Annotated in this window: 27 protein-coding genes and 1 pseudogene; 11 read left to right on the forward strand and 17 right to left on the reverse strand. The window is 64.6% G+C overall.

Annotated elements, in window-relative coordinates; translation table 11 throughout:
* Positions 1–80: 80 nt before the first annotated feature.
* Complete coding sequence (locus tag ACVIN2_RS30535; protein ID WP_456768428.1) at positions 81–2,360, forward strand: fused MFS/spermidine synthase; 2,280 nt, start codon at positions 81–83, stop codon at positions 2,358–2,360.
* Positions 2,361–2,369: 9 nt separating this feature from the next.
* Here the strand turns inward: ACVIN2_RS30535 and ACVIN2_RS30540 are convergent, their stop codons facing one another.
* Positions 2,370–3,317 (reverse strand): glycerophosphodiester phosphodiesterase, encoded by a 948-nt coding sequence (locus ACVIN2_RS30540; protein ID WP_456768429.1) that lies wholly within the window; start codon positions 3,315–3,317, stop codon positions 2,370–2,372.
* A 221-nt stretch (positions 3,318–3,538) separates the two neighbouring features.
* On the opposite strand from ACVIN2_RS30540, the gene ACVIN2_RS30545 reads away from it, so the two are divergent.
* The 3 genes from ACVIN2_RS30545 to ACVIN2_RS30555 are packed head-to-tail and all read left to right on the forward strand — an operon-like array spanning position 3,539 to position 6,914.
* A complete protein-coding gene (locus tag ACVIN2_RS30545; RefSeq protein WP_456768430.1) occupies positions 3,539–4,498 on the forward strand; it encodes an acyl-CoA desaturase in 960 nt (319 codons plus the stop codon).
* 45 nt (positions 4,499–4,543) lie between these two features.
* Positions 4,544–5,926 carry an MBOAT family O-acyltransferase gene (locus ACVIN2_RS30550; protein WP_456768431.1) on the forward strand — a complete coding sequence of 461 codons (1,383 nt, stop codon included), beginning with the start codon at positions 4,544–4,546 and terminating at the stop codon, positions 5,924–5,926.
* A gap of 25 nt (positions 5,927–5,951) precedes the next feature.
* Positions 5,952–6,914, forward strand: coding sequence for a hypothetical protein (locus tag ACVIN2_RS30555; protein ID WP_456768432.1), 963 nt, complete (start codon positions 5,952–5,954; stop codon positions 6,912–6,914).
* A 6-nt stretch (positions 6,915–6,920) separates the two neighbouring features.
* Here ACVIN2_RS30555 and ACVIN2_RS30560 read toward each other — a convergent pair whose 3' ends face one another.
* The 3 genes from ACVIN2_RS30560 to ACVIN2_RS30570 all read right to left on the reverse strand — a co-directional run bounded on the left by ACVIN2_RS30560 (position 6,921) and on the right by ACVIN2_RS30570 (position 9,895).
* A complete protein-coding gene (locus ACVIN2_RS30560) occupies positions 6,921–8,621 on the reverse strand; it encodes a fatty acyl-AMP ligase (RefSeq protein ID WP_456768433.1) in 1,701 nt (566 codons plus the stop codon).
* A 24-nt stretch (positions 8,622–8,645) separates the two neighbouring features.
* Entirely contained in the window at positions 8,646–8,900 is a 255-nt protein-coding gene (locus tag ACVIN2_RS30565; RefSeq protein WP_456768434.1) for an acyl carrier protein, read from the reverse strand.
* 224 nt (positions 8,901–9,124) lie between these two features.
* Positions 9,125–9,895, reverse strand: coding sequence for a L,D-transpeptidase (locus tag ACVIN2_RS30570; RefSeq protein WP_456768435.1), 771 nt, complete (start codon positions 9,893–9,895; stop codon positions 9,125–9,127).
* A gap of 331 nt (positions 9,896–10,226) precedes the next feature.
* On the opposite strand from ACVIN2_RS30570, the gene ACVIN2_RS30575 reads away from it, so the two are divergent.
* Positions 10,227–10,550, forward strand: a complete 324-nt coding sequence (locus ACVIN2_RS30575; RefSeq protein WP_027519597.1) for a hypothetical protein — start codon at positions 10,227–10,229, stop codon at positions 10,548–10,550.
* Between the two features lie 46 nt (positions 10,551–10,596).
* On the opposite strand, the gene ACVIN2_RS30580 is transcribed toward ACVIN2_RS30575, so the two are convergent.
* Together ACVIN2_RS30580 and ACVIN2_RS30585 are read right to left on the reverse strand one after the other, a co-directional pair.
* Positions 10,597–11,358, reverse strand: a complete 762-nt coding sequence (locus ACVIN2_RS30580; protein WP_018454266.1) for an ABC transporter permease — start codon at positions 11,356–11,358, stop codon at positions 10,597–10,599.
* Positions 11,355–12,278: an ABC transporter ATP-binding protein gene (locus ACVIN2_RS30585; RefSeq protein WP_027570727.1), complete on the reverse strand. Its 924-nt coding sequence runs from the start codon at positions 12,276–12,278 to the stop codon at positions 11,355–11,357. Before ACVIN2_RS30585 ends, ACVIN2_RS30580 begins: the two co-directional genes overlap by 4 nt.
* Before the next feature lie 281 nt (positions 12,279–12,559).
* Between ACVIN2_RS30585 and ACVIN2_RS30590 the strand changes: the two genes are divergently transcribed.
* Positions 12,560–13,273, forward strand: a complete 714-nt coding sequence (locus ACVIN2_RS30590) for a hypothetical protein (protein WP_456768436.1) — start codon at positions 12,560–12,562, stop codon at positions 13,271–13,273.
* A gap of 402 nt (positions 13,274–13,675) precedes the next feature.
* Positions 13,676–14,665, forward strand: a complete 990-nt coding sequence (locus tag ACVIN2_RS30595) for a zinc-binding metallopeptidase family protein (RefSeq protein ID WP_456768437.1) — start codon at positions 13,676–13,678, stop codon at positions 14,663–14,665.
* 22 nt (positions 14,666–14,687) lie between these two features.
* Here the strand turns inward: ACVIN2_RS30595 and ACVIN2_RS30600 are convergent.
* Positions 14,688–15,538, reverse strand: a pseudogene (locus ACVIN2_RS30600) (alpha/beta fold hydrolase).
* A 127-nt stretch (positions 15,539–15,665) separates the two neighbouring features.
* Between ACVIN2_RS30600 and ACVIN2_RS30605 the strand changes: the two are divergent.
* Both ACVIN2_RS30605 and ACVIN2_RS30610 read left to right on the forward strand, forming a co-directional pair.
* The gene (locus tag ACVIN2_RS30605; RefSeq protein ID WP_456768438.1) at positions 15,666–16,283 is read left to right on the forward strand and encodes a CGNR zinc finger domain-containing protein; all 618 of its coding nucleotides are present in this window, start codon (positions 15,666–15,668) and stop codon (positions 16,281–16,283) included.
* 128 nt (positions 16,284–16,411) lie between these two features.
* Positions 16,412–17,344: a LysM peptidoglycan-binding domain-containing protein gene (locus tag ACVIN2_RS30610; RefSeq protein WP_456768439.1), complete on the forward strand. Its 933-nt coding sequence runs from the start codon at positions 16,412–16,414 to the stop codon at positions 17,342–17,344.
* Between the two features lie 67 nt (positions 17,345–17,411).
* Here the strand turns inward: ACVIN2_RS30610 and ACVIN2_RS30615 are convergent, their stop codons facing one another.
* The 6 genes from ACVIN2_RS30615 to ACVIN2_RS30640 all read right to left on the reverse strand — a co-directional run bounded on the left by ACVIN2_RS30615 (position 17,412) and on the right by ACVIN2_RS30640 (position 21,426).
* Entirely contained in the window at positions 17,412–17,642 is a 231-nt protein-coding gene (locus ACVIN2_RS30615; RefSeq protein ID WP_456768440.1) for a hypothetical protein, read from the reverse strand.
* A 5-nt stretch (positions 17,643–17,647) separates the two neighbouring features.
* Complete coding sequence (locus ACVIN2_RS30620; protein ID WP_247818426.1) at positions 17,648–17,887, reverse strand: hypothetical protein; 240 nt, start codon at positions 17,885–17,887, stop codon at positions 17,648–17,650.
* 26 nt (positions 17,888–17,913) lie between these two features.
* Positions 17,914–18,231 (reverse strand): hypothetical protein, encoded by a 318-nt coding sequence (locus ACVIN2_RS30625; protein WP_456768441.1) that lies wholly within the window; start codon positions 18,229–18,231, stop codon positions 17,914–17,916.
* Between the two features lie 115 nt (positions 18,232–18,346).
* Entirely contained in the window at positions 18,347–18,802 is a 456-nt protein-coding gene (hspD, locus tag ACVIN2_RS30630) for a small heat shock protein HspD (RefSeq protein ID WP_456768442.1), read from the reverse strand.
* Positions 18,803–19,034: 232 nt separating this feature from the next.
* Positions 19,035–20,108: a tartrate dehydrogenase gene (locus ACVIN2_RS30635; RefSeq protein WP_456768443.1), complete on the reverse strand. Its 1,074-nt coding sequence runs from the start codon at positions 20,106–20,108 to the stop codon at positions 19,035–19,037.
* Positions 20,109–20,127: 19 nt separating this feature from the next.
* On the reverse strand, positions 20,128–21,426 hold the full coding sequence (locus tag ACVIN2_RS30640) for an MFS transporter (RefSeq protein ID WP_456768444.1): 1,299 nt from the start codon (positions 21,424–21,426) through the stop codon (positions 20,128–20,130).
* A 148-nt stretch (positions 21,427–21,574) separates the two neighbouring features.
* On the opposite strand from ACVIN2_RS30640, the gene ACVIN2_RS30645 reads away from it, so the two are divergent.
* Together ACVIN2_RS30645 and ACVIN2_RS30650 are read left to right on the forward strand one after the other, a co-directional pair.
* Positions 21,575–22,492 carry a LysR substrate-binding domain-containing protein gene (locus ACVIN2_RS30645; protein WP_456768445.1) on the forward strand — a complete coding sequence of 306 codons (918 nt, stop codon included), beginning with the start codon at positions 21,575–21,577 and terminating at the stop codon, positions 22,490–22,492.
* A gap of 37 nt (positions 22,493–22,529) precedes the next feature.
* Positions 22,530–23,354, forward strand: a complete 825-nt coding sequence (locus ACVIN2_RS30650; protein WP_456768446.1) for an aspartate dehydrogenase — start codon at positions 22,530–22,532, stop codon at positions 23,352–23,354.
* Between the two features lie 3 nt (positions 23,355–23,357).
* Here the strand turns inward: ACVIN2_RS30650 and ACVIN2_RS30655 are convergent, their stop codons facing one another.
* The 4 genes from ACVIN2_RS30655 to ACVIN2_RS30670 form a co-directional block, all read right to left on the reverse strand.
* Positions 23,358–24,662: a PQQ-dependent sugar dehydrogenase gene (locus ACVIN2_RS30655; protein ID WP_456768447.1), complete on the reverse strand. Its 1,305-nt coding sequence runs from the start codon at positions 24,660–24,662 to the stop codon at positions 23,358–23,360.
* A gap of 142 nt (positions 24,663–24,804) precedes the next feature.
* Positions 24,805–25,014 carry a hypothetical protein gene (locus tag ACVIN2_RS30660; RefSeq protein WP_007613466.1) on the reverse strand — a complete coding sequence of 70 codons (210 nt, stop codon included), beginning with the start codon at positions 25,012–25,014 and terminating at the stop codon, positions 24,805–24,807.
* A 224-nt stretch (positions 25,015–25,238) separates the two neighbouring features.
* Entirely contained in the window at positions 25,239–25,865 is a 627-nt protein-coding gene (locus ACVIN2_RS30665; RefSeq protein ID WP_354171185.1) for a methyltransferase family protein, read from the reverse strand.
* 30 nt (positions 25,866–25,895) lie between these two features.
* Positions 25,896–26,927, reverse strand: coding sequence for an NAD-dependent epimerase/dehydratase family protein (locus ACVIN2_RS30670; RefSeq protein ID WP_456768448.1), 1,032 nt, complete (start codon positions 26,925–26,927; stop codon positions 25,896–25,898).
* Between the last annotated feature and the right edge of the window lie 22 nt (positions 26,928–26,949).

A 26,949-nucleotide genomic window follows, 5' to 3' on the forward strand; every position in this document is an offset into this window, starting at 1 on the left:
CGAGACCCTTTATTGCTCGTTTAGGCGCCTTGTGCTCCATTGCGCGCGCCCGGCGCCCGCCGGGATATGCTGGAGCTTCCATGGATTCGATCGTGCAACCCGCCGCCACGGAGCAGCCGTCCTCGTCACGCAACCGGCTGCTGCTGACGGTCTACACCGCGGCGATCTTCGTCAGCGCGCTGTTGCTGTTCTCGGTGCAGCCGCTGTTCACGAAGATGGTCCTGCCGCGGCTCGGCGGCTCGCCGGCGGTGTGGTCGGTGGCGATGGTGTTCTTCCAGTCGCTGCTGCTGGGGGGTTACGCTTATGCGCATGTGTTGATGCAGGTGAGGAACCGCATCGTTCCAGTGGTGGTGCATCTGGTGCTGCTGATCGCGGCCTTCGCCACGCTGCCGCTCGGCATCGCCTCGGCCTATGGCGATCCGCCCGCTTCGGGCTACGCGATCTGGCTGCTCGGCCTGTTCGTGATCTCGATCGGGCTGCCGTTCTTCGCGCTCGCCGCCAACAATCCGTTGCTGCAGGCCTGGTTTGTCCGCACCGGGCATCCTGCCGGACATGATCCCTATTTCCTCTATGCGTCCTCCAACATCGGCAGCTTCCTCGCCCTGCTGTCCTATCCGTTCCTGCTGGAGCCGATGTTCACGCTGCACACGCAGAACCGGCTCTGGACCGGCGGTTACGGCATTCTGATCCTCCTGATCGCCGCATGTGGCGTGCTGCTGTTGCGCTCGCCGAAGCTGGCCATGGTCGATGCACGAACCGAAGATTTGAATGCGCCGGCGCCCGGTTTCATGACGCGGCTGCGCTGGATATTTCTCGCCGGAGTGCCGTCCGGCTTGCTCATCGCCGTCACCGCGCACATCTCGACCGACGTTGCGGCAGCGCCGCTGCTGTGGGTGCTGCCGCTGTCGCTATACCTCTTGACCTGGGTGGTGGTGTTCCAGTCGCGGCCGCTGCTGCCGCACAAATGGATGCTGATGCTGCAGCCGGTCGCGATCGCGGGCGTCGTCTTCCTGCTGGCCTTCGGCGGCGAACAGAACCTGCTGCTGACGCTCGGCGGCCATCAATTGTGCTTCTTCGTCATCGCGATGGCCTGCCACGGCGAATTGGCGCGGACCCGGCCAGGCGCCAGATATCTCACCGGATTCTATGTCGCGCTGTCATTCGGCGGCATGGTCGGCGGCCTGTTCGCAGGGCTCGTCGCGCCGTTCACATTCTCCTGGATCGCCGAATATCCGATCCTGGTTGCGCTTGCCGCGCTGTGCCGGCCGCCGGCGAACGAGCGGCTGGCGGGCATGGTCAAATGGTACTGGCTGGCGCTTGCCGCGCTGGTCGTCGTGCTCGTTACGCCCTTTGCCACGACGGGCGCCCTGTCGAGCTGGTTCGAGGATCACCGCGTCTGGCTGGCCAGCGGCGTCGGCGTGCTCGCCGCGCTGCTGGCGCTGGCGGTCAACGCCGGCCGCTGGAAGATATTCGCCACCGTCGCGCTGGCGCTGGCGCTGATCCGGGTTTATCCGGCGGACGAAGGCCGCGTCACCACGGTGCGCAGCTTCTTCGGCGTGCACAAGATCGTGGTGACGCCCGGCGGCTATTTCCATGTGCTGATGCACGGCACCACGATCCACGGCGCCGAGCGCTTCCTCAACAATGACGGCACGCCGGTCACCGGCCGGCCCGAGCCGATCACCTACTATCACAAGGATGGCGGCATCGGTCAGGCCGTCAGCGCGATCCGGGAACGCAAGGGCGCTCCGTTGAAGGTCGCGGCGATCGGCGTCGGATCGGGCACGCTCGCCTGTGCCGCCGAGCCCGGTGAAAGCTGGACATTCTTCGAGATCGATCAGTCCATGGTCGACGCGGCAAGCGATCCGAAGAATTTCCGCTACATCTCGAGCTGCATGCCGGGCCTGAAGCCCGTGATCGGCGATGCCCGCCTCACCTTCGCGAAGGAGCCGGACGGCGCCTATGATCTCATCATCGTCGACGCCTATTCGTCGGATGCGATCCCGATCCATCTTGCGACCGAAGAGGCGATGAAGATCTACAAGGACAAGCTCGCTCCGCACGGCGCCGTGGTGATGCACGTCTCCAACCGCCACCTCGATCTCGAGACCGTCGTGGTCGGCATCGCCGATGCCAACGATCTCAAGAGCTGGGTCTACAACGAGGATTCGGGTCGCGATGGTGACTACATCTTCTCGACCGACGTCGTGATATCCGCCCGCGAGGATGCCGACGTCGGCAGGCTCGCATCGTCGAAATCATGGGAGCAGACCGAAGCCGACGACAGGGTGCGGGTCTGGACCGACGATTACTCCAACATTTTGGGCGCGCTGTACCGGCGCTTGCGGGACGGGGAGTAAGGCCCGCTTCTACGGCTCCACCGGCGTCCCCGCGGGCAACGCAATTGCCTTCTCGCCCGCGACTTGCCGCAACAAATCGGGCCTGTCGGAGATGATCCCGTCGACGCCGATCTCGATCATGCGCGCCATGTCCTCAGGCTTGTTGACCGTCCAGACCACAACCCGCAGCCCGAGCGCATGGGCCTCGACGATTAGCGCCGCGGTCACATCGCCGAAATAGGGCGACCAGACCGCGCCGCCCGCAGCCTTGATGGTTCGGGGCAGCGACCCGCCGTGATCGGCCGGGCTGAAACCCGCCGTCCAGCTGGTCGCCTTGTCCAGCGCCACCGTCTGGCCCGAGCCGCGCTGGAGCGTCAGGTACACCGTCGGCATCTTCGGTGCCTGCTGCTGGACGAGCAACAGAGTCCGCCAGTCGAACGACTGGATCATGACGCGGTCGGAGAACTTTTCGGCTTCGATCAGGGCGAGCAGCCTGGTGACGAAAGCTTGCGGATCGAGCGTCTCGTCCGGATGGTTCGGATCGATCTTGGTCTCGATGTTGAAGCGCACGCGCGTATTGCCGGATCTGCGCACCAGCGCGAACAGCTCGCTCAGGGTCGGAATGCGGGTCCCGGGCATGGCGCGCTGGTCGGGGAATTGCTTTGCGTAAGGGCTGTCCGGCCGGATCTGGCCTACGTCGTAGGTCCTGACATCGGCGAGCCGCAGCTTCGTGAACGGCGTGCCGGGAGGCGCGATGTAGGCGCCGCTCGCATCCCGCGTGATATCAGGATTGAGCCCGCGCTCATGCGACACGACGACTTCTCCGTCGGCGGTGATGCCGACGTCGAGCTCCAGCGTGTCCACGCCCATCGACAGCGCATTGGCGAAGGCCGGAAGCGAGTTTTCCGGCAACAGCGCCCGCCCGCCGCGATGGGCCTCGAGGTCGAAAGCCGAATCAAATGCCGAATCGAATCCCATGGCCGGTCCCGCAATGAGAAGTGACAGTACGGTCAAGATCGTCGCAGCACGTGATGGCATGGCGGCTCATGGGGCAAGGGGAAAGGGGCGATATTTCAACGCGTTTTGGCGCGTCCGGCCGATTGTATCGGCTTTCGTGGCTGTTGAAACCTTGGGCGGTGGCTTGGGTTGCGGCCGGCGCGGGGGTATGTACTCATAGTCGGTGCCCTGGAATCCCGCCCGTGCAGCAGCAACGCGATCATCGAATTATCCGCAGCCGGCATTTTCGCCGGATGCAGCGCCGGCATTTCATCATCTTCGACGTTTTGCCCTTCGTCGGCACGCTGCTGGCGCTGGTCCTTCTGTTCTACCGCCCGATCGGCGCGATGGAGCTTGGCCTGTTCGTCGGCTTCTGGCTGGTCACCGGGCTCGGCCTTACCGTCGGCTATCACCGGCTCTTCACCCACCGCGCCTTCGCGACCTCCACAGTGATGAGTGTGATCCTGGTCGTGATGGGATCGATGGCCGGCCGCGGTCCCATGCTGTCCTGGGCGGCAATGCACCGCCGGCACCACGAATTGTCCGATCACGACGGCGATCTGCATTCGCCGCGGCTGCACGGCGAAGGCGCATTCGGCCGCCTGCGCGGCTTCCTGCACGCGCATTTGACCTGGATGATCGAGCACGATTATCCCAACGTTGCGCACTATGTCCCGGATCTGATGGCGGATCGCAGGCTGGTTGCCGTCAACAGCTACTATTACACGTGGGTCGGTCTCGGCCTGGTGCTGCCGGCCGCGATCGGCGGCCTCGCCACGATGAGCCTGTGGGGCGCACTCACCGGCTTGCTCTGGGGCGGCGTGGTGCGCATGTTCGTGGTCGAGCAGACCATGTCCGCCATCAATTCCGTGATGCATAGTTTTGGCGCGCAGCCCTTCGTCACCCGCGACGACAACAGCCGCAATCTCGGCGTGATGGCCTGGCTTGCCTGGGGCGAGGGCTGGCACAACAACCACCACGCCTTTCCCTATTCGGCGGCGTTCGGCCTGCGCTGGTTCGAGTTCGATCCGGGCTTCATCTTCATCAGGGCGCTGGAGGCGCTGGGACTGGCCTGGGACGTCAAGGTGCCGAGCGAGGACAAGATTGCGCGACGCATGCTGCGGCAGCCGGGTGACGTTGCGCCCGACCTCGAAACGGGCTGAGCATCATCCGCCGGCTCACGCCGGCGATGGCGCGGCTTTGAACCGATGCTGTTCAACGACTATCCCTTTCTCCTGGTCTTCCTGCCCGCGGCGCTGCTGATCTATCGCTTGGCCGATCCCTATCCGGGCTTGCGTATCGGCGTGCAGGTCGCGCTGTCGCTCGCCTTCTATGCCTGGGGCAGCCCGTCCTTCGTCCTGCTCCTGATCGGTTCGATCGCGATCAACTGGCTCGCTTCGGTCGCCTATGGGCGCGTGAAATGGCCGGCGGTGCTGACGCTGGTGATCGGGCTCGATCTCGCGGTGCTGGCGTTGTTCAAATACGCCAACTTCCTACTCGCCAATCTCGGCTTCGTCCTGGGTACGACGTTGCCAGTGCTCGACGTCGGGCTGCCGCTCGGCATCTCCTTCTTCACCTTCCACCACATCATGTATCTGGTCGATCTGAAGCGCGGCAGGGCGCCGCTCTATGCGCTCGACCGCTACGCGCTCTACATCACCTTCTTCCCGCAGGCGATCGCCGGCCCCCTGGCGCGCTGGTCGGAGGTGATGCATCAGTTCGGCAGGCAGGTCTATGTTCCGGGCTGGCAGCGCCAGTTCTGTGTGGCGACCTGCTTCATCGCGATCGGCCTGTTCGAAAAAATCGTGATCGCCGACGGCCTCGCGCATCTGCTCGATCCGATCTACGCGCAGGCAGCGAACGGGCCACTTCCGAGCGGCGATGCATGGCTCGCCTTCTGCTTCTCCTTCCAGATCCTGTTCGATTTCTCCGGCTATTCCGACATCGCGATCGGCCTCGGCCTGCTGTTCGGCGTGCAGCTGCCGTACAATTTCAATGCGCCGCTGCGCTCGACCAATATCCAGGATTTCTGGCAGCGCTGGCACATCACCCTGATGCTGTTCCTGCGCGACTACGTGTTTTATCCGCTGGTCAATCTGCGCTTGTTGCCGCGGCGCTGGCTTCCCGTACAGTTTTTCGCCGCCATGATGATCACGATGGCGTTGTGTGGCCTGTGGCACGGCGCGAGCTGGACCTTCGTGTTGTGGGGCGTGCTGCACGGGCTTGCGCTGGTCGCCTGCACGCTGTGGCGTCGCTATGGCCCGGAGTTCCCGTCATGGCTCGGCTGGACGCTCACCGTGTTGTTTGTGCTCGCGACCGGCGTGATTTTTCGCGCGGGATCGGTGGAGGCGGCATGGCATGTCTTCGCCGGACTGGTTTCGCCGCTGCCGCTTGAGCGCGGAAAGCATTTGTGGCCGCTGATCGCAGCGCCGCTGTTCGCCTTCCTGTTGCCGGCGAGCCAGGACATCGTGACGGTGCTCACGCGTCGCCCCAATCCGTGGCTCGCGGGTCTGCTCGGTCTTGGGCTGTTCGCATTGCTGCTCCACATGGGTGGTCGGGATCTGCATGACTTCGTCTACTTCAAGTTCTGAGACCGACCCCGGCTGGGGCCGGAGCTTGCTCGCGTGTCTGGGCACGCTGATCGGGGCTGCGCTGCTGGTGCTCGCACTGATGGTGGTCGTCGATCCCTATGACAGCGGCAAGCTCGGCCTGCTTGGCATCGACGGCGTCGACAATCGTCTGACCCAGATCACGGCCGCGAGCCGCGCGCGGAATCCGGATTTCAATGCCGCGATCCTGGGCAATTCGACGGCGCAGATGATCGAGCCGGCGGAATTGTCGCGCGCGACCGGCCTGCGGTTCGTGCAGCTCTACATGACTGGTGCGTTCCCCCGCCAGGAGCTCGCGGTGCTGGACTTCTTCCTCCGAAATCACCGGGAGGTCGGCGCACTGGTGATCGTGACCGACCCCGGCTGGTGCACGCATGCGCGGGCGAAGGAGAAGGGCGGCGTCCCGTTCCCTGACTGGCTCTATGACAGAAGCGTCGTCACCTACGCTGCACGCCTGATCTCCTGGCAGGCGATCGAGCACGCTTTTCAACGGATCAGCATCGGGCTCGGCCGGCGACCGCGGATGAACCCCGACGGCTTTGTCAGCTACGAGGACATCTGGCCGCCGGGTCAATTCAAGGAAGTCGGCTGGCCCAGGGATCCGGTGCCGTCCTTGTCTGCCGAGATGCGGGCGACATTTCCCGAGATCGCTGCGCTGGCAGATATCGTCAGGACATTGCCGGCCGATGTGCCCGTCGTCATCATCGTGCCGCCGACCTTCGCGACCACTGTGCCGATATCAGGCACGGAAGCCGCCCTGGAGCGCAGCGCCTGCGACGCCGCGCTGAAAAAAGTGGTCGCTGGCCGACCGCGCAGCAATTTCATCAGCTACCGCGTCGACAACGCTCTCACGCGCGCCCGCGCCAACTTTGCCGATTTCATCCATTATCGCCCAATTCTCGCGCGCAAGATCGAGCAGGGGATCGCCGCGAGCCTGCGCGAGGGGGAGAGCGCGAAGATTGATTTCTGAATCGTCTCAGCCGAGCTGCTCAAAACCGCCATCGAGCCAGAGCTTGCGTGCCAGCTTGCGCTGAATCTTGCCGCTGGTTGTCTTCGGCAGGGTGCCGGGCCGGATCAGCGCGATGTGGCGCGCGGAGAGTTCGTGGTTGTCGGCGACGGCCTCGCGAATTAGGCCCCTGATCGCTTCGGTGTCGATTGAGTGACGCGCGGTGCGCTCGATTTCCTGTACGATGACGAGTGCCTCTTCGCCGGTCTCGTCCGGCACCGAGAACGCCGCGCCGCAGTTTTCGCGCAAAGCTCCATCGAGCGATTGCACGGTGCGCTCGACGTCCTGGGGATAATGGTTGATGCCGCGGACGATGATGAGGTCCTTGATCCGGCCCGTGACGAACAATTCGCCTGTCACGTCGAGGAAGCCGAGGTCGCCGGTGCGCAGCCACGCCCCGTTTTCGCCGGCAATCTGCGCATTGAGCCCCTCGCGCGTCGCCTCGTCGTTGTGCCAATAAACGCGGGCAATATTGGCGCCAGTTACCCATATCTCACCGACGCGGTCTTCCGGCAGGCGTGTGTGGTTGTCCGCGTCAACGATGGCGATCCGTTCGCCGGTGAGCGCGCGGCCGCAGCCGACGGCGACCCGCGTATCTTCGGCGCTGGAAGGCGCTTCCGCCGCATGCGCCTGCAGCGCCGTTCGGCTCAGGCTGCGTGTGACATGACCGCCGCCGCGGCGTCCGCCGGAAATCAGGAGCGTCGCTTCCGCCATTCCGTAGGCGGGATACATCGCGCGCGGGTCGAAGCCGTGCGGCGCAAATGTCTGAATGAACCGCTGGATGGTTTCCGCATGCACCGGCTCTGCGCCGTTCAGCGCGATCCTGACCGAGGACAAGTCGACGCCCTCCATCTGGTCGGCGCGATAGCGGCTGACGCAGAGGTCGAAGCCGAAATTCGGGCTGCACGCCACTTCCGCGCGATAATGCGAGATCGCGCGCAGCCAGCCGAGCGGCCGCTGCATGAACGCGTTCGGCGCCATCAGCACGCAGGTCGCCCCGACATAGAGTGCCTGCAGTGCGTTCAGGATCAGCCCCATGTCGTGATAGAGCGGCACCCAATTGACGTAAGTCGATTGTCGGGTGTTGCCGAGCGCGAGCCGGATCATCTCGAGATTGGCGAGCAGATTGGCGTGGCTTACCATCACGCCTTTCGGCGCGGACGTCGAGCCGGAGGTGTATTGCAGGAAGGCGATGTCGTCCGGCGCCGGCTCGGGTAGCTCGATTGTTTCACCGCCGGCCGCGGCGAGATCGACCTCGATCCAGCGAATGTTCTCATGCGCGAAGCGTGCCCGCAGATCACCACGGAGCCCGGCGGCCGAATTTGTCAGCGCCACCGTTGGCGTGCAATTGCCGAGGATCGCGGCGCTGGCATCGCGCGCGCTGCTTCGCCGTGGCATCATCATCGGCACGGCGATGATGCCGGCCATCAGACAGCCGAAGAACGCCACCATGAATTCGATGCCGGGCGGAAACACCAGGATGGCGCGGTCGCCGGGACGCGCGGCTGCGGTCAGTCGCGACGCGAGCGCGCCCGCGGCATCGTGCAGCTGTCGAAAGGTGAGGACAGCTTCCTCCGTCCCGCGATCGGAGACGAAAACATAGGCGCGGTCGTCGGCCTGGTCCGCCGCACGCCGGGCCAGCAGTGCCACGAGCGAGCGGAAGGTTTCCATGGGTTGCGCCGGCTTCAGCCGCCCTCAGGCGGCGGGGCGGAGTGCGCGCCTGTCGGCGAGAAATCGCGACAGCGCCTCAACGGTCGGATGGTCGTAGAAGTCGTCCGTCGACAGTTCGAGGTCGAGCTTCTCCTCGAGTTCCATCATCAGGTAGACCAGCATCGCCGAATCGAGCCCCAGGCGGCTGAACTTCGTGCCGATGTCGACGCGGTCCTTCGAAATTCGCAGGATATTTGCCAGGGCGGTAACGCAGAAATCCGAAATCTGCTCGCGAGTCATGTCATGTCCCAGAAACAATGGGAACGACAATAAGGGTGACCCCCTGGTTGTCAATTTGGTCGGAACGCCGCTGCGTTGAAGGTTGTGGACTGTTGCTTCCTTGCGTCGGCCGGTGCCCAATCCGTGCACAGGCTGGCGCTATTCCTGCGGTCGACTGGCGCCAGCGCCCGTCGCGGCAGCGGCTTTCTGATTCGCTGGCGCGGCAACGCCGCGGTCAGATAGGGTCAATTCTGGTAGTAATAGCCACGCGGTTGGTAAACCTGCCGGGGCTGCGGCTGATAATAGGTGCCGTTGCCCTGATTGTAATACTGCTGCGGCTGCTGCTGATAGACCTGCGCGTCATAGAGCGGACGGCTGCCGCGCGGCGCCGGGTAGCGCGCGCCGGTGTCGCTGCCGTCGGCCGGATAGATGTAGTTGTCATCCTGCGGCATGTAGCGGCGGGCAGGTGCAGCCTGAGGCGTCAGGTTCACGGGATCGCCTGATGTGGCGTACTGCTCTTCGGCGGGCTGCGGCGTGCGGGCCACTGCCGTGGGGTTGCGGCCACGCGGATTGCGCGCCAACGCCACCTGCGCCGAGCCGGTCAGCGTCACCGTGGTATTGAGCACGCCCTGCTGCTGCACCAGCGCGTAGAGTGTCGTGGCATTCTGGCGCGATAGCCGCACGCAGCCATGCGAGGCGGGCGTGCCGAGCCGGCCGACCGAGTCGGTGCCGTGGATGGCGTGCCCGACCTTGGTGAAGAAGATCGCGTGCGGCATCGGCGCGTCGTCGAATTCCTTGGAGTAGTGATCCTCTTCCATGCGGAAGGTGCGGAACGCGCCGCTCGGCGTCTCTCGCGAGGGGATGCCTGTCGACACCGGCCAGTGGTAGCGCGCGACGCCGTCGACAGCGACGGTCATCTGCTGATTGTCCTTGTCGACGGTGATCTCGACCTTGGCCTGCGCGGTGCCCGCGCTCAAAAGCATCAGGGAGGTGAAAGCAATAAAAAACGAACGCATCTGACTTGTGGCCTCCGGCCTGTTCACACGAGGCGCCGCGGCTCTCCGTCCCCCGGCGTGCACTATGCCTGCAATCCGGCTTTCGTTCCAGCGGCCTGCAAAGCTAACCTTATTGCCATCGTTAACGGGACGCCCGGCGTAAGCAAGGCCGCTTTGTGCCGCAAAGCCAGCGGCGGTGCTGACATTTTCGCGAGCGGGAGATGCGTTCATAATGCCGACAATTCATCAGAATGGCGCAACCATCCGGGGCGCAACCATTTGGCCGCATCGGCGTTGATGATCGCTGCCTCGACCGGCCGCTTCCGCGGCCGGTTTTACCTTGGGAATGAAGATGAACAAAGTTTGCGTCGCCGCCGCTTCTCGGCCGGCCGGTCTGCCTTTCCGTCTGCTCTTCGCTGGCGCCGCCGTTCTGGCCGCGCTGTCCTGCATCCCACAGCCTGGCCATGCCCAAGGCATCGTTCGGGGCGCCCAGGAAGGTTCTTATGAAGGCAACCGGATCGCCGGCCCCGTCGGCGGCGTGGTGGGTGGCGCGGTCGGCGCCGGTGTCGGCGGTGCCGTCGGCGCGGTCGAGGGGGTGTTCGGCATTCCCCATCGCGGCCACCGTCGCTGCCGCGGCTATTACGACGGATACAACCGCTTCCACTGCTATCGGTGACCGCTGGCGATTCCGGGGCGCACGTGCCCCGGAATGACGGCCGGGGTCAGTTCTTCAACCGATATCCCGTGCGGAAAATCCACCAGATCACGACCAGGCAGATCACCAGGAAGGCTGTCGTCATGCCGATGCTGACGGCCATGCTGACGTCCGCGATCTCGTAGAAGCTCCAGCGGAAGCCGGAGATCAGATAGACGACCGGATTGAGCAGCGCCACCGTGCGCCAGGCGGGCGGCAGCATGTCGATCGAATAGAAGCTGCCGCCGAGGAAGGTCAGCGGCGTCACCACCAGCATCGGGATCATCTGCAGCTTTTCGAACCCGTCGGCCCAGATGCCGATGATGAAGCCGAACAGGCTGAACGTCACCGCCGTCAGTACCAGGAAGGCCAACATCCAGACCGGATGGTGGATGTGCAGCGGCACGAACAGTCCGGCCGTGGCGAGGATGATCAGGCCGAGGATGATCGATTTGGTCGCGGCCGCGCCGACATAGCCGAGCACGATCTCGAAATAGGAGATCGGCGCCGACAGGATCTCGTAGATCGTGCCGGTGAATTTCGGGAAGTAGATGCCGAACGAGGCGTTGGCGATGCTCTGCGTCAGCACCGAGAGCATGATCAGGCCCGGCACGATGAAGGTGCCGTAGCTGACGCCCTCGACCTGGCTGATGCGCGAGCCGATCGCGGCGCCGAATACCACGAAATACAGCGAGGTCGAGACCACCGGCGAGACGATGCTTTGCAGCAGCGTGCGCCAGGTGCGCGCCATTTCGAACAGATAGATGGCGCGGACAGCGCGGTAGTTCATGACGCCCTCACGAGATCGACGAAGATGTCCTCGAGCGACGATTGCGTCGTGTCGAGATCGTTGAAACGGATGCCGGCGGTGCGGAGGTCGCCGAGCAGGCTGGTGATGCCGGTGCGCTCGCCCTTGGTGTCGTAGTCGTAGACCAGAGTCGCGCCACCGTCGCAGAGGTCGAGCTCGTAATGCCTGAGGCTCTCCGGCAGCGCATCGAGCTTGCCTTGCAGATGTAGCGTCAGCCGCTTCTTGCCGAGCTTCTGCATCAACGTGGCCTTGTCCTCGACCAGCACGATCTCGCCCTTGTTGATGACGCCGATGCGGTCGGCCATCTCCTCGGCTTCCTCGATGTAATGCGTGGTCAGGATGATGGTGACGCCGGATTGCTGGAGCGTGCGCACCACCTCCCACATGCCCTTACGCAGCTCGACGTCGACGCCAGCGGTCGGCTCGTCCAGGAACAGGATCTGCGGCTCGTGCGACAGCGCTTTGGCGATCATCACGCGGCGCTTCATGCCGCCGGAGAGCGTGATGATCTTGCTGTCCTTCTTGTCCCACAGCGAGAGGTCCTTCAGCACCTTCTCGATATGATCGGGGTTCTTCGGCTTGCCGAACAGCCCGCGGGAGAAGCTCACGGTCGCCCACACGCTCTCGAAGGCATCGGTGTGCAATTCCTGCGGCACCAGTCCGATCAGCGAGCGCGCCTTGCGATAGGAGGTCTGGATGTTCTCGCCGCCGACGAGGACCTTGCCTTCGCTCGGATTGGCGATGCCGCAGATGATCGAGATCAGCGTGGTCTTGCCGGCCCCGTTGGGGCCGAGCAACGCGAAGATCTCGCCGCGCTTGATGTCGAGATTGACGTTCTTGAGCGCCTTGAAGCCGGACCCATAGGTCTTCGACAAATTGGCGACGGAAATGATGGAGGACATGATGGCCGCAAGTCTGAGGGGGCGAAGGCTGGGGAGGGGAGGCTGGAACCTGCCGGGAGGGGCGGGTCAGCGGAGCCCTGAGATAGGAAGGCCCTTGCGCGGCTGCAATTAGCCGGAGAAGAATGGCCTCAAAACAGGCCCTTCCGTGGCAGGTTTCGGGCAAGTGTTGCGCGATGGTCACGGCTTGCTGCTAAGATCGTCGTTCACGCGGCTCTTTGTTGCGTCTGCGAGCAGGCCATGGCTACGATTCCGGCCGAAGCATCTTCCCAGGGAAAAGATCGATGAGACCGAACGGCCGTCACACCGCTGGCGCCAGCCAGTTGTCCGCCCTCCGTGCCTGGGCGATGGGCCTGCTCCTGCTGTCAGCTGTTGCCATCAGCCCGACCACCGCCAGGGCGGCGCCGAGCCAGGCTGCGGTCGCGACCACGCATGTCTACCTGCTCCGCGGCGTGCTCAACATCTTCTCGCTCGGGCTCGACACGATCGGCGCCCGGCTCCAGGCGCAGGGCATCCCGGTGACCGTCTCGAATTTCGTGTCCTGGTCCTCGCTCGCCGATGAGGCCGCCACCGCCTACAAGGCGGGCCGGCTCAAGACCATCGTGCTGGTCGGGCACTCCTCCGGCGCGACCGCGCTGCCGGACATGATCGCCAAGCTCAACCGTCTTGGCGTGCCCGTGAAGCTCGCGATCGGGCTCGACTCCGTGTTCAAGACCAAGCTGTCGACCGGCGCGGAGCGCTACATCAACATCTATATCGGCGACGGCCCCGGCGAGCCGGTGAAGCGCGCCGACGGTTTTCGCGGCAAGCTCGACAATGTCGACGTCCGCGGGTCCGGCGTCGGCCATATCTCGATCGACAAGAACGAGGCGATCCAGCGCCGCGTGATTGCCGAGATCGACGCCGCAATCATGCGCTCGCGCGCACCTGCTCCGGTTGCCGAACCCGGCACGCCTAGGCCGGCGCGCTCGGCGGCGGCAACGGCTCCCCGGAATTAGGCCCGTCGCCGCAAACCCCTGAATTGACAATGCCGCCGTCATGCCGACGGCGGCATTGTCGTATCTGCACAAGCCAAACTCGATCACCTGCCGGTCGAAGGAGGGAACTCGGCACACGATCTGGTGTTGTCACACCATGACAAGGAAACGAAACGTCGGCCCCATGGCGGTTCAGCCCGAGCGAGCGTGGGCCGGTCGACCTGTTTCCGAAAATGTCCTTGAGAAAAAGCCGCAGCCGCAATCGCGCCAGTTGAGCGCGACGCGAGCCGGCCTGTTGAGGCAGCACGCGCTCCGAACGCAGCGGGAGCTGCTCGCCGGCAACCGCGACGGTCGCAAGAGTTAAGAGTTCCTCGAATTGACAGGCCGGTGTTCCGGCGTGCCGTCTGTCTGGGGCCAGTCCACGTGAAGTTTTTTCAGTGCCCATCATGCCGCCATCCTGTCTCGTTCGAGCACGTCGCCTGCGCGAATTGTAGCACCGAGCTGGCGTTCGATTCCTCGCGCATCGAGATGACGAAACTTGCATCCCATCAAGCTTGCCGTAATCGCGAGATCATCGGTTGCAACTGGGGTGTCGAGGGCGCGGACTGGTATTGCGCCTCGTGCCGCCTCACGCGTACGATTCCAAACCTCGGCAGCACCAGAAACGTCATGCTCTGGCGCCGCATGGAGGAAGCCAAGCGCCGTCTTCTCTATGATCTCGGTCGCCTCAGGCTTCCGCTTGCATCGCGCAGCGGCGCACCATTGGCGTTCGACATTCTTTCGGATGAGGTCAGTCCGATCCTGACCGGGCATCTCTCGGGCCTGATCACGCTCAACCTTGCGGAGGCCGACGATGTCGAGCGAGAAGCTCGCCGCGTGGCGTTCCGGGAGCCGTATCGCACGCTGCTCGGGCATTTCCGGCACGAGATCGGTCACTTCTATTGGGACCTGCTCGTTGACGGCACGACATTCCAGGCGCCGTTCAAGCTGATCTTCGGTGACCAGGCGCAGGACTATCAGGCCGCGATCAACACCTATTACAGCCGCGCCGATCGTTCATACGACCGAAGCGGCTTCATCAGCGAGTACGCTACGTCCCACCCCTGGGAGGATTGGGCGGAAACGTTCGCGCATTTCCTGCACATCGTGTCGACGCTCGACTCGCTGGCAGGTTTGCCGTTGTCGCTGGACGAGCGCGCCCGCCAGACCCTGACGGATCCCTATCTCGAGAGCGACTTCGAGGCCCTCCTGGCATTGTGGATGCCGCTTGCTCGCAGCATCAACGAACTCAACCGCTCGCTCGGGATGAGCGACGCATATCCGTTCGACATATCGCCGGCGGTGAAAGGCAAGCTGCATCTCGTCCACATGGCGATCAGCGCATTCCGCGATCAGCGGAGCCTGGCGGCGTAAACGTCGCAGCGGACAGCCCCCGTTACGTCAGGAAGGCGCGAATGCTGTCCGCGATCTCCTTCGCATGCGTCTCCAGCGCGAAATGGCCGGTGTCAAAGAACTGCACCACGGCGTTCGGATTGTCGCGCTTGAATGCCTCGGCGCCGGGCGGGATGAAGAATGGATCGTTCTTGCCCCAGACCGCCAGGAACGGCGGCTTGTGCTTGCGGAAATAGTCCTGGAAGGCGGGATAGAGCGCGAGTTGCTCTTGTAGTCGCCGAACAGGTCGAGCTGCACGTCGTCCGAGCCTGGACGCGCGAGGTAGAAATTGTCGAGGTTCTGACCGTCCGGTGACACGATCATCGGATCGGGTACACCATGCGTGTACTGCCAGCGCGTCGCTTCCGGCGTGAGGAGCGCGCGGAGCGCATCGCGATTGGCCGGCGAGGGATCCTGCCAATAGGCCTTGAGCGGAGTCCAGTTGTCGCTGAGGCCATCCTCATAGGCATTGCCGTTCTGCGAGATGATCGCCGTGATCCGCTCGGGGTGACTGAGCGCAAGCCGGAAGCCAGTCGGCGCGCCGTAGTCGAAGACGTAGACCGCGAACCGGTCGAAGCCGATCACTTCGGTGAAGCGTTCGATCACGCGTGCGACGCTATCGAACGTGTAACGGAAGCTTTCGCGCGAAGGCATGTCGGATTGGCCGAAGCCGGGAAGGTCGGGCGCCACGATATGAAACCTGTCCGCAAGCAGCGAGATGAGGTCGCGAAACATATGGCCTGCGCTGGGGAAGCCGTGAAGCAGCAGGAGTTTTGGCGCGCCGACAGTGCCGGCCTCGCGATAGAACACCTTGAACCCGTCGACATCCGCGCTGCGGTACGTGATCGAGGCCATGACATTCTCCATTGGAGGTAACCGTATAAAAGCTAGTTAAGAGGTTACTTACAACCGTCGTAACTTGTCAATGGCGTCTTAACTGGTTATCTAGGTTCATGTTCTCCCGACCGGCCAAGGACCGCTCATGGACCGCCCGCCCGCCATTTTCATCGCCGACTCGCTCGGCCTCGACTTCCTCAACTCGGTGGCGACGCCGGTCGATACGCCCGTGGACTGGATCGACGACGGCGATGGCCTGATCGACTGGCTGGCGCAAGCGAGGCTGGTACCGGCGGATGATCTGCACGCGCTGACGGCGCGCGCTACGCCGGACGAGCTGGACAAGGTCGCGGATCAGGCGCGCGCCTTGCGCGAATGGTTCAGGGGCTTCGTGCGCAAGCATGCGGGCCGGCCGATCACGACAGATGCCTTGCGCGAGCTCGGTCCATTGAACAGCCTGCTGGAGCGCGACGAAGCCTTCAGCCGGATCGAGCCCGGGCCTCACGATGGCGGCGCTCTCGCATTGCGAATGAAACGGCGCTGGCGCTCGCCGGAAGCGCTATTGCTGCCGGTTGGCGAAGCCATGGCGAAATTCGTCTGCGACGAGGACTTTTCCAACGTCAAGGCGTGCGAGGGGCACAACTGCACCATGCTGTTCGCCGACCACACGCGTAGGCGCGCGCGGCGATGGTGCATCATGGCGGTCTGCGGCAACCGCGCGAAACAGGCCGCCCACCGCAGCAGGCTCAAGATCATGCAGTGATTGGGCGTCAAGATGCTCAAATCAGCGTCGATCGAGCCCCGGTTCCGTGCCCCAAATTCCACCCAATCGACCGTCACTAAGCGCCATTGGGGGAGGCTGCAGCCTCCCGGAGTGGGACTGCTGGACTGATGATCGATTTGAGGCGACTCCTCGCGCTGGCAGCCGTTGCGCTGCTCGCTTTCAGCACCGGGACGGCCGTTGCCTCACCTGCCAAGACGAAGCCCGCCGCGGCCGCACCCGCGGCGCCGCCGCCCCCACCGTTCGAGCCGTTGCCGCCGCCGAAGATCTACCTGTTCCGTGGCGCCATGGGGCCGTTCTTTTCCACCGGCATGGACCGGCTCGAAGAGAAGCTGACGCAGGCCGGCTTTTCCGCCAACGTCTATGAATTCACCATCTGCCGGTGGATCGGCGATCGTGCCATCTCCAGCTACAAGGAAACGCCGGCGCCGATCGTGCTGATCGGGCATTCGATGGGCGGGCTTTGCTCGATCGTCATCTCAGAGATGGCGGCCAAGGAGAACATCCCGATCAGCCTCGTCATCACCATCGATCCCGCGCATGCGACCGGCGACGTGCCGCTCAATGTCGAGCGCTTCATCAACATCTATCTCTCCGACAGCGTGCTTGGCGGCGGCAACGTGGTCGCGGTGCCGGGCTATCGCGGTCACTATGCGAGCTATGACCTGAAGGAGAACGCGCGGGTCAGCCACATCAACATCGAGAAGTCCGACGACATCCACCGTCAGATCGTCGACATGGTCACGCAGTTGCCGCGCATTCCGCCCCAGACGCAGGTCGATGCCGTGCCGCTGCGCTATCTCGTGCCGGCGAATACGCTGGTCGAATTGTGGGACAGTGGCGTGCGGCTACCGGTGCGCCGGGGCGACACCATGGAGAGCATCGCGGCAGCCAATCGCGTGCCGTTGTGGTCGCTGGCGCAGAGCAACTCGCTGCCGGAGAACGCAACGCTCACCCCCGGCCAGTCCATCATCGTCCCGCGCCACCTGACGCCACCGGAGCCGACAGCCGCCATGGCGACCCCACCGCCCGGACGGCGGTAAGCGGTCAGCAACGGAGATCGCCGGGATGGAGCTTGGCTGCCGCCAGGCACCATCCCCGCGGCACCTGTCATTCACGCATTGGGGAGCGAGCCGTGGTGGAAGCCCGGCCCGCCGGACGATAGGGCGCGGCGAGAAGCATCAGAAACAACGCCCTTTCAGCCGCATATTTGGCGGCGGGGCGGCCGTTTTCGCAGCCGTGCATGACCAGGCGTCCTTCCGTGGTGCAGACACGCCACCGCCATGTCCTTCGACCGCATTTCTTCAGGAACACCTCGAATGTCGGGAGCTGTTCGGGCATGTCGATTACCCGTGGCTGCTCGCCGTCAGGCGCGTGGCTGCATTCCCCATCGCCCGGTTCGGAGCCTGAAAGGTGAGCGGAAAGGCGGAGACGGCGAGCTTCTCGATCGCCGAGCGCTCCTCGGACACACGTCTCTCGATGAACCGCCGTTCGAACTCGGTCAGCTCGGTCTTGAGCAACCGCTGATAGCGGCTGATGTTGCTGCGGTGGCCGCGCAACAAGGCCAGCTCTTCATCGACCATCATCGCAATCCCCGTTGAGCTGTCGTTGCCTAGGCTGCGAGGCCGGTTCGTTCGGCGGATCGCGTGCGGACCGGCTTGCCGCCCGGAGGCCCCTTCGGATGGTGGTCGAGGCTCGCGAGCGCTTCCAGAATTTCGTCGATCGTGACGGCTTTGCCCGAGCCGGGCAGCTCCCGCAATGTCGGACTCGAGGCGACACTGGCTGCGTCCGAAGCCCAGGACGCAAGGATCGCGCGCTTCTCGCCGATCGACAGCGTTGGGTCGGCTATGACGTCGCGGGGATGATCATAGACCGAGCCAGGGTGCAATATCGCGTTCAGATCGATGATGTTGTCGACATGATCGAGCATGAGAGGTCCTCCTCCTTTCTCTAAACCTCTGACTTGCATTCGGTACGCGGATCGAAGGCCGTGGTGATCCCGCCCGAAGATCGGGCGGGATCACCGGGTCTTCGACAGACCGAATTCAGGCGGCTTTGCCTTCGAGTTGATGCACGTTGCTGGACGGCGCGGCATTGATGGCAATTCGCCGCGGCCTCATGGCTTCAGGGATTTCCCGGACCAGTTCGATCTTCAGCAGGCCGTTCTCGAACGAGGCGCTGTGCACCTGAACATAATCGGCCAGGTTAAACTGCCGCTTGAACGGCCGCGCGGAAATGCCCCGGTAGAGATATTCGCGTTCGGTTTTGTCCGGCTTGTTTCCCTCGACGGTCACCGCATTCTGCTCGGCCGTCACCGTGACCTCGTTGGGTGAGAAGCCCGCAATCGCAAGCGAAATCTGGTAGCGATCCTCGCCGAGGCGTTCGATGTTGTAGGGGGGATAGTTGTCCTCGCCGGCACGCTGTGCCGTTTCAACGAGGTCGAAAAGGCGGTCGAAGCCAACGGTCGAACGCCACAAGGGAGAGAAGTCGTAAGTGCGCATAGCCAGATCCTCCAAGGAGCAAAATGGATACGAACGACACCGGACACGACCGGTGCCCGTCTCAGTTTCCCGACCCACCAGGCGTCGGGAACGCCACCTCTCGGCGGCAGCGGAAAAATAAAAAAAGCCCGTTTTGGTTTCAAGAGGGGGTCCAAAATTTTTTGGAAATCCTTGGCGGCTCCCGCTCCTACCCTCTCCCGCAAGAACGGGGGAGGGAGAGACGTAGTTCGGACTACACGTTCGATCCCTGGATCGCCTCGATCACGGCATCCGTCACGTCCTTCGTCGTCGCCGTGCCACCGACATCGGGTGTCAGCACGCCGGCGGCGCATACCTTCTCCACGGCCGCCATCAACCGCACCGCCGCGTCCTTCTCGCCGAGATGCTCGAGCATCTGCGCGCCGGTCCAGAACGTCGCGACCGGGTTGGCAATGCCCTTGCCGGTGATGTCGAAGGCCGAGCCGTGGATCGGCTCGAACATCGAGGGGAAGCGGCGCTGCGGATCGATATTGCCGGTCGGCGCCACGCCGAGGCTGCCCGCCAGCGCGCCGGCGAGGTCGGAGAGGATGTCGGCGTGGAGGTTGGTCGCGACGATGGTGTCGAGGCTCTTCGGGTGCAGCGTCATGCGGACCGTCATGGCGTCGACCAGCATCTTGTCCCAGGTCACGTCAGGGAATTCTCCCGCGACCTCGGCGGCGATCTCGTCCCACATCACCATGCCATGGCGTTGCGCGTTCGACTTGGTCACGACGGTCAGGAACTTGCGCGGGCGCGACCGCGCGAGCTCGAACGCATAGCGCATGATCCGCGTCACGCCGACGCGGGTGAACACCGCGACCTCGGTGCCGATCTCTTCCGGGAGACCCCTGTGGGCCCGGCCGCCCATGCCGGCATACTCGCCCTCCGAATTCTCGCGCACGATCACCCAGTCGAGGTCGCCGACGCCGACATTGCGCAGCGGCGAGGCGACGCCCGGCAAGATCTTGGTCGGCCGCACATTGGCGTATTGGTCAAAGCCCTGGCAGATCGGCAGCCGCAGCCCCCACAGCGTGATGTGATCGGGCACGTCGGGCGCACCGACCGCGCCGAAATAGATCGCGTCGAACTTCTTCAGCTCCGCAAGGCCGTCGGCCGGCATCATCACGCCGTGCTTCTTGTAATAGTCCGAACCCCAGTCGAACGTCTTGATGTTGAAGGCGAGGTCGCCGCTGCGTTTGGCCAGCGCCTCCAGCACGCGAACGCCGGCGGAGATGACCTCGGGGCCGATGCCGTCGGCGGGGATCGCTGCAATCGAATGGGTACGCATGAGGATGCTCCGTTGGGTGTCAGTGGGATTGCATGACGGGTTCGATGCGGGCGGTCTGCGCCCGCGACAATAGCAGGGTCAGGACCGCGGAGAGAACCAGCAGGCCTGCAACGCAGTAGAGCCCGCCGACAAAGCTGCCGGTCTGGTCCTTGATCCAGCCGATCATGGCGGGCCCCACGAAGCCGCCGAGGTTGCCGATCGAGTTGATGGTGGCGATGCCCGCCGCGGCCGCGGGGCCGGAGAGGAATAACGTCGGCATGCTCCACAGCGGTGGCTTCGCCGAGGAGATGCCGATGTTGACAAGCGCCAGCGCGATCAGCACGGCCACGACGCCGGTCGCAAGTCCGGCAAAGGCGAGCCCCGCCGCCGCGAGCAGGCAGGCCAGAACGACATGCCAGGTGCGCTCGCCGGTACGATCCGAATGGCGCGCCCACAGCACCATGGCGATGACGGCGGCGCTCGCCGGCAGCGCGTTGAGGAATCCGACCTGGAGCGAGGACAAGCCGAACTGCTTGATGATCTGCGGCGCCCAGACGCCGAGCGTGTAGAGGCCGGCCGAGGTGCCGAAATAGATCAGCGCCAGCGCCAGCACCCGCGGATCGGCGAGCCCTCGCCAGATGCTGTGCTTCGCGGTCGCAGCTTTGCTGGTGGTCTCTACGTTCATGGTCTCGACCAGCCAGCGCCGCTCGTCATCCGCGAGCCATTTTGCTTTCTCCGGGCGGTCTGTGAGGAATGCCAGCACCACGAACCCCAGCAGCACCGCCGGCAGCGCCTCCAGCACGAACAGCCATTGCCAGCCCTTGAAGCCGAGCATTCCGTCCATCTCCAGCAGCGCGCCCGAAACGGGCGATCCCAGCACGGTCGAGAGCGGCGCCGCCGCCATGAACAGCGCAGTCACGGCCGCACGCTGGCGTGCCGGGAACCAGTAGGAGAGGTAGAGGATGATACCGGGAAAGAACCCGGCCTCGGCGACACCGAGCAGGAAGCGCAGCGCGTAGAAGCTGGTCGGGCCCTGCACGAAGGCCATCGCGGCCGACACAATGCCCCAGGTGATCATCACCCGCGCGATCCAGATCCGCGCGCCGACCTTGTGCAGGATGATGTTGGAGGGTACCTCGAACAGGAAGTAGCCCCAGAAGAAGATGCCGGCGCCAAAGCCGTAGACGGTCGGCGACAGGCCGATGTCCTTGTTCATCGTCAGCGAGGCGAAGCCGATATTGACGCGGTCGATGAAGGCCACGAAGTAGAGCAGCATGATGAAGGGAACGATGCGCCATGTGATCTTGCGCAGCACGCGCGTCTGAATCTCGGTCGCCATCCCAGCCTCCCTGATTCCGTTGTGACGGCGGACCCTGAAGGTCCACTTCGGAAGCCAAGCTAGGCGGGAGCGGCTGGGGGACTCAATTGGCGCTGGTTTATACAAAAAAATGATATAATCCTCGGCGGGAAGGCCAAGAGGACTGCGAATGGAATTGCATCAGTTGCGATGCTTCGTGGCGGCGGCCGAGCAGTTGCATTTCGGCCGCGCGGCGCAGCATCTGCAGATGCTGCCCTCCGCACTCGGCCGCCAGATCAAGCTGCTGGAGCAGGATCTGGACACGCGGCTGTTCGCGCGGACGACGCGTGCGGTGTCGCTGACGGAAGATGGCGCGACGCTGCTGCGCGATGCCCGTGCCATTCTCGCCCGCGTCGAGGCGGTCGAGAGCAATCTGCGCAATCGCTCGCGCGCGGGGGCTGCTCGAAAACTCCGGGTCGGCGCGATCGACAGTGCCGCGGCAGGACTGTTGCCGGCGTTGCTGCGCGATTTTCGCGCAAAGCACCCGGAGGTCGGGGTGCAGCTTCTGGAGGAGAAGACCGTCCGGCTGCTGCCGAAGATCCTGACCGGCGCGCTCGATCTCGCCTTCGTGCGTCCGCCGGCTCAGCGGGACAAACGGCTCGAATTCCGCGATCTGCTGCAGGAGACAGCCATCGTGGCCTTCCCGCAGCGCCACGCGCTGGCCAAACGCAAGTCGATCACGCTGGCGGAGATCGCCGAGGAGGCGATGCTGGTGCCGGACCGCCGCTCGCGGCCGCACAGCCACGACCTCACGATAAGACTGTTCGAGCAGGCAGGCCTCACGCCACGCATCGTGCAGGTCGCCGACGAGAAGCAGACCATCATCAATCTCGTCGCAACCAGGCTCGGGGTCGCGATCGTGCCGCGCTGGAGCACGCGGATGGCAGTATCAGGCGTGCGCTTCGTGCCGCTGCGGCCAAAGCAGATCGGACCCGTCGGCCGGCTGCCGCTCGCTGCCGCATGGCTGCGCGGCTCGCGTGACCCGGCCCGCGACGCGATGCTGTCCGTGCTCGAGACGCGCCTGCGCAGCTATGCGCGCGATGCCTGAGGCGCTATGACATCGGCTTGGCGAGAGGGATGATGCGATGACGGAACGGAGAGCTTCGAACCAATTGCGGGTTGCCATCGCGGGGCTCGGCTCGATCGGCACAAAGATCGCGACCGCGCTCGATCAGGGCATCGAGGGATTGACGCTCTCTGCCGTGGCGGTGCGCGACCCCGCAAAGCATCAGACGTTCCTCTCCGGCCTGCGTCGTCCGCCATCCGTCCTGCCGCTCGACCAACTGGGTGACGCCGCCGATATCGTAGTGGAGTGCGCGCCGAGCAGCCAACTCCGCGCGATCGTCGAGCCCGCGGTGAAACGCGGCAAGGCCGCGGTCGTTGTCAGCGTCGGCGGGCTGCTCGACAATTTCGATCTTGTCGATCTCGCCCGCGCCAATGGCGGCCGCATCCTGGTGCCGACCGGCGCGCTGATCGGGCTCGACGCCGTCAACGCCGCCGCGATCGGCACCATCCATTCGGTGAAGATGGTGACGCGCAAGCCGATTGACGGGTTGAAGGGCGCGCCGTTCATCGTCCGGAACAACATCGATATCGACCATCTGCGCGAGCCGCTGAAGCTGTTCGAGGGCACGGCGCGCGAGGCCGCAAAAGGCTTTCCGGCCAATCTCAACGTCGCAGTCGCGCTGTCGCTCGCGGGCGTCGGGCCGGATCGCACCCAGGTGCAGATCTGGGCCGACCCGACCGTGACGCGCAATGTTCATCGCATCGAGGTCGAGGCGGATTCGGCGCGCTTCTCGATGTCAATCGAGAACATCCCGTCCGAGAATCCCAAGACCGGGTTGATCACGGCACTGTCGGTGATCGCGCTGCTCCGCAAGCAGCGCGCCACGCTCAGTGTTGGAACGTAACCTTCAAGCCCCCGTCACACGCCAGATCACGTTGCCGACGTCGTCGGCCATCAGCAGCGACTTTTTGTCGGGACCGATCACGACGCCGACCGGGCGGCCGTAGGATTCTTTCTCGTCGGGCGCGAGGAAGCCGGACAGGATGTCGCGTGCGGGACCCGAAGGCTTGCCGTTCTCGAACGGGATGAACACCAGTTTGTAGCCGGACAGCGTGCTGCGATTCCACGAGCCGTGCTGGCCGATCGCCATGCCGTCCGGGAAGCCCGGCAGGGTCCCTGCGGGCATCCAACACAGGCCGAGCGATGCGGTGTGGCCGCCGAGCGCGTAGTCCGGCGTGAGCGCCTTGGCGACCATCGCCGGATCCTGCGGCACGCGATCGTCCACGGTCTTGCCCCAGTAGCAATAGGGCCAGCCGTAGAAGCCGCCGTCGCGCACCGAGGTCAGATAATCCGGCGGCGTTTCGTCGCCGAGGCCGTCGCGCTCGTTGACGACGGTCCAGAGCACACCGGTCGTTGGCTCCCAGGCGAGGCCAACCGGGTTGCGCAGGCCGGCGCCGAAGATGCGGTGCGTGCCGGCGACGAGGTCGAGCTCGTAGACGGCGGCGCGGCCTTCCTCGACCTCCATGCCCATCTCGGCGATGTTGCTGAGCGAGCCGACGCCGGCATAGAGTTTTTTGCCGTCGGGGCTTGCGAGCAGGCTGCGGGTCCAGTGGCCGCTTGGCTTGAAAGTGGTGAGGCGCTTGCCCGGCGCGGTGATGCAATCGGCATTCGCCACGTACGGGAAGGCCATCACGCCGTCGGTGTTGCCGACATAGAAGGTGTCGCCGACCAGCGCCATGCCGAATGGCTGGCTGAGATTTTCCATGAACGCGCCGCGATACTCCGCGACGCCGTCGCCATCCTTGTCGCGCAGCAGCGTGATGCGGTTGGCGCTGACGCCGAGCGCGGCGGCGCGCCGCATCGTCGCCTGCATCGCGTAGTGAAACACGGACCTAGGGGCCCCCGCGATCTGCGTTGCCTCCGCGATCAGCACGTCGCCATTGGGCAGCACCTCGATCCAGCGCGGATGGTCGAGACCGGTCGCGAACGCATTGACCTTGAGCCCGGGGGCGACCGTCGGCTTCTGTCCCTCGCTCCAGCCCCGCGCCGTCGGCATCTTCAGTGTCGGGATGGCGCCTTGCGGCTTTGCTTCGGGAATGGCGGGCGACTGGCCCCAGGCCGGCGCAGGCACGGTGCCCGACAGCTTTCGCCATTGCAGCGCGATGCCACCGAGAAGCGCAACGAACTGCGCAAAGATGCTGGAAAAAGTCATGAGAGGCCCCTGTTTGCGCGCGCATCCAACGGGCTGGCGGGGCAGACGTCAACCTGTGCGACGGGGCGCGGGGCTCTATTCCCGTGGAATGGCAGCCGTTCGAATTTGCATGGGACGAATGCCGACAGGCTGGACCCGGAGATCAGCGGCCGATCTGCCGCTCCGCCCGGCGCGCCGCGCGAAAATCATCCAGATGATGGATGTTCGGCGCGAGCGCCGCCTCCCTGGACAGGAGATGGTAGACGCGCGCCACCGTGCGCTGCTTCTGCTTCGGCCGCCCGGGCGGCAGCGCCCGCGCCTTGCGGACGGCGGCGATCGCGTGCTCGCGAAAATAATCGTAGGCGTCGGACATGGCTCGATGCTCTGCGGTGCGTGGCAGGTATCGAGGGGCTAACGGGCTGGAGGGAGGGCAGTTCCTCTCGATGTCGTCCCGGCGAAGGCCGGGACCCATACCGCGGAATCCATCGTTTGCAGATAATAGAAGTACCGAGCGACGAGTCTTCGCCAAACCACGGCCTGTGGTTATGGGTCCCGGCCTTCGCCGGGACGACATCGAATATGGGGCGCGTCCCCGCTCTACCGCGGCGACAGGAACGGGATGATCATCGGCACGCGGCGGCAATAGGCGCCGTAGGCGTCTTCGCCGAGCTCCTTGGACAGGAACACCTCTTCCATCCGCCCCTTCTGCCACATGCCGAGCGAGATCAGGATCGCGCCGAGCATCGCAGTGACCGTGCCGACCGCGATGCCGGTCACCAGCATGCCGAGGATCAGCCCGGTGTAGATCGGATGGCGCACGATGCCGTACGGGCCGGTATCGATGACGCGGTGGTCTTGCTTGTGGGTGATGGTGTTGGACCAGAACTGTCCGAGATGCAGCCGTCCCCACCAGGTGAAGGAGATGCCGGCCAGCACGATCAGCGCCACGACGTAGACGGCGCTATTGCTGAAAACCCAGAGCGGCTTCTCGCCAAGCACTTCCGCGGTCCACGGGGTGAACAGGATGCCGCCGACCAGGATCGGAATGCGATAGCGGCCGGACTCCAGCGTCATCACCTGCTTCTGGGTGCGGCCCTGCCAGAACGAGGCGCCGACCCAGCTTGCGAGCCAGGCGAGCCAGATCAGGGCGAGCAGTTGCGTCGGCCAGGTCGTGGTCCAACCACCCCAGGCGACAGAGAGAAGCTTGCTGAAATCGAAGGACATGCGGAAAGGTTCTTTGGGTTGGGCGGCAGCTCAGCTGGCGCGCGAGGAGAGCGCGTGATGCTCGATGGCGCCGGAGGCAAGCGCGCCGCCGCGGGCGAGAAGATGGGTGATGGTTTCGCGCAGGACCGGCTCGATCGGGCGCGGCGCGTAGCCGAGCTCGGTGCGCGCCTTGCCGATCGAGAGGTCGCTCGCGGCGAGTGCGATGCGCACGCCCTCGGCGGTGCCGTTGGGCGGCCGGCGCGTGATACGATCGGAGAGATATTCGAGCATGATGCCCGATAGCTCGGCCATCTTGCCGGGAACGACGACCGGGAATTGCCGGCGGCCGCTCATGGCGGACATCATCCTCAGGATCTGGCCGAGCCTGACGCAGTCGCCGCCGAGGATGTAGCGCTGGCCGTTGCGCCCGCGTTCCATGGTCAGCACGAGGCCCATGGCAACGTCGCGGACGTCGACGAGATTGACCGGGAAGTCGAGATGCGGCTGCACTTTCTTCTGCAGGAAGTACCACAGCATCGCGGTCGGCGGCGTCAGATTATGGTCGGCAGCACCGATCGGCATGGTCGGGGTGCCGATCACCAGCGGAAAACCTTCAGCTGCGGCCTTCGCGGCGCAATGCTCGGCCAGCGATTTCGACCGCGTGTAGGCGCCCGGCATCGCCTCGGCCGGCTGCAGCGCCTCTTCGGCGGGAACACCGTTGAGGTCTGAATAGGGGAACAGGATCGATTCCGTCGAGCAGTGCAGGAAGCGCGAGACCCCGCGCTTCATCGCGGCCGCGAGCACGATTTCGGTGCCGCGGCAATTGACGTCGTGAAAGGCCTGCTTGTTGGCGACCCACATGCCGGGCAGGCCCGCGAGGTGATAGACCTGATCGACCCCAGCAATCGCGGCATCGACCGCGGCGCCGTCGAGCACCGAGCCTTGGGCATATTCAACGTCGGCATACGGCGTGGCCGGCGCGCGGACATCGAGCACACGCACCCGCTGCCCACGGGCGCGGAGCGCTTCTACAAGATGATGTCCGATGAAGCCGCTGCCACCGGTAACCAGTACGAGAGCCATGCAGAAGGTTTGCTGTTTCGCG

It is taken from the genome of Bradyrhizobium sp. USDA 3650 (assembly GCF_054057395.1).

Bases quoted from the DNA above. Each gene is read 5' to 3' on its own strand.
- ACVIN2_RS30650 (WP_456768446.1), top strand. From the start codon at position 22,530: ATGACGGAACGGAGAGCTTCGAACCAATTGCGGGTTGCCATCGCGGGG.
- ACVIN2_RS30625 (WP_456768441.1), bottom strand. From the start codon at position 18,231: ATGCTCGATCATGTCGACAACATCATCGATCTGAACGCGATATTGCAC.
- ACVIN2_RS30670 (WP_456768448.1), bottom strand. From the start codon at position 26,927: ATGGCTCTCGTACTGGTTACCGGTGGCAGCGGCTTCATCGGACATCAT.
- ACVIN2_RS30590 (WP_456768436.1), top strand. From the start codon at position 12,560: ATGAGACCGAACGGCCGTCACACCGCTGGCGCCAGCCAGTTGTCCGCC.
- ACVIN2_RS30660 (WP_007613466.1), bottom strand. From the start codon at position 25,014: ATGTCCGACGCCTACGATTATTTTCGCGAGCACGCGATCGCCGCCGTC.
- ACVIN2_RS30570 (WP_456768435.1), bottom strand. From the start codon at position 9,895: ATGCGTTCGTTTTTTATTGCTTTCACCTCCCTGATGCTTTTGAGCGCG.
- ACVIN2_RS30535 (WP_456768428.1), top strand. From the start codon at position 81: ATGGATTCGATCGTGCAACCCGCCGCCACGGAGCAGCCGTCCTCGTCA.
- ACVIN2_RS30585 (WP_027570727.1), bottom strand. From the start codon at position 12,278: ATGTCCTCCATCATTTCCGTCGCCAATTTGTCGAAGACCTATGGGTCC.
- ACVIN2_RS30635 (WP_456768443.1), bottom strand. From the start codon at position 20,108: ATGCGTACCCATTCGATTGCAGCGATCCCCGCCGACGGCATCGGCCCC.
- ACVIN2_RS30640 (WP_456768444.1), bottom strand. From the start codon at position 21,426: ATGGCGACCGAGATTCAGACGCGCGTGCTGCGCAAGATCACATGGCGC.
- ACVIN2_RS30615 (WP_456768440.1), bottom strand. From the start codon at position 17,642: ATGCCCGAACAGCTCCCGACATTCGAGGTGTTCCTGAAGAAATGCGGT.
- ACVIN2_RS30565 (WP_456768434.1), bottom strand. From the start codon at position 8,900: ATGACTCGCGAGCAGATTTCGGATTTCTGCGTTACCGCCCTGGCAAAT.
- ACVIN2_RS30665 (WP_354171185.1), bottom strand. From the start codon at position 25,865: ATGTCCTTCGATTTCAGCAAGCTTCTCTCTGTCGCCTGGGGTGGTTGG.
- ACVIN2_RS30550 (WP_456768431.1), top strand. From the start codon at position 4,544: ATGCTGTTCAACGACTATCCCTTTCTCCTGGTCTTCCTGCCCGCGGCG.
- ACVIN2_RS30560 (WP_456768433.1), bottom strand. From the start codon at position 8,621: ATGGAAACCTTCCGCTCGCTCGTGGCACTGCTGGCCCGGCGTGCGGCG.
- ACVIN2_RS30580 (WP_018454266.1), bottom strand. From the start codon at position 11,358: ATGAACTACCGCGCTGTCCGCGCCATCTATCTGTTCGAAATGGCGCGC.
- ACVIN2_RS30605 (WP_456768438.1), top strand. From the start codon at position 15,666: ATGGACCGCCCGCCCGCCATTTTCATCGCCGACTCGCTCGGCCTCGAC.
- ACVIN2_RS30620 (WP_247818426.1), bottom strand. From the start codon at position 17,887: ATGATGGTCGATGAAGAGCTGGCCTTGTTGCGCGGCCACCGCAGCAAC.
- ACVIN2_RS30610 (WP_456768439.1), top strand. From the start codon at position 16,412: ATGATCGATTTGAGGCGACTCCTCGCGCTGGCAGCCGTTGCGCTGCTC.
- ACVIN2_RS30645 (WP_456768445.1), top strand. From the start codon at position 21,575: ATGGAATTGCATCAGTTGCGATGCTTCGTGGCGGCGGCCGAGCAGTTG.
- ACVIN2_RS30655 (WP_456768447.1), bottom strand. From the start codon at position 24,662: ATGACTTTTTCCAGCATCTTTGCGCAGTTCGTTGCGCTTCTCGGTGGC.
- ACVIN2_RS30575 (WP_027519597.1), top strand. From the start codon at position 10,227: ATGAACAAAGTTTGCGTCGCCGCCGCTTCTCGGCCGGCCGGTCTGCCT.
- hspD (WP_456768442.1), bottom strand. From the start codon at position 18,802: ATGCGCACTTACGACTTCTCTCCCTTGTGGCGTTCGACCGTTGGCTTC.
- ACVIN2_RS30540 (WP_456768429.1), bottom strand. From the start codon at position 3,317: ATGGGATTCGATTCGGCATTTGATTCGGCTTTCGACCTCGAGGCCCAT.